Origin of the sequence: Candidatus Thiosymbion oneisti, assembly GCF_004359955.1 — a bacterium.
GTDB lineage: Bacteria > Pseudomonadota > Gammaproteobacteria > Chromatiales > Chromatiaceae > Thiosymbion > Thiosymbion oneisti.
This window is the reverse complement of the sequence record NZ_SMSC01000134.1, coordinates 1-572: the sequence shown is the minus strand read 5'-3', so window position 1 is coordinate 572 and position 572 is coordinate 1. Positions and strand designations below refer to the sequence as shown.

Genomic DNA, 572 nt, shown 5'->3' with positions numbered 1-572 from the left:
CAATGACTTTAGTACGCGAAGCGTACCATAGTTGAAACTATGGACTTTCAGTCCATAGTGGTTGATTGCGGCGAAAAAAGAATTTCCGGTGTCGGAGATTGCGCAGGCACCCCCTCCCCTCGCCCCAAAAATCGCTTGATCAGAAACAGGGCGGCGATGGAACGCGCCTCCGTAAAGTCATCCCTTTCCAGCAAGGCATCCAGTTTGCCCAAATCCCAGGGCACGACCTCGATCGGCTCGGGCTCGTCCCCTTGGGCCCGCTCGCGATACAGATCCCGCGCCAATACCAGGTGCGTCTCGTGCTGAATATAGCCCGGTGCCAGGGATACCTTGTGTAGCAACCTCAAATCCCGAGCACCGCAGCCGATCTCCTCCCGGATCTCGCGTCCGGCCGCCTCCAGCAGGTCCTCCCCCGGCTCGACGATGCCCTTGGGAAAGCCGAGCTCGTAGCGGTCCGTGCCGGCGGCATACTCACGTGCCAGCAGCAGCGTCCGCGCATCGGGCATGGGCACGACCAGCACCGACCCCCGCCCCCCAATGATCCGCTCGAAACACCGGCGATTACCGTTGGA

General features: G+C 61.2%; 1 protein-coding gene. It reads right to left on the bottom strand.

Annotated features, from left to right (window positions below):
- Positions 1-47: 47 nt before the first annotated feature.
- The coding region (nudE, locus tag E1958_RS19765) for an ADP compounds hydrolase NudE (protein ID WP_133513384.1) at positions 48-572 on the bottom strand (525 nt) is incomplete at its 5' end.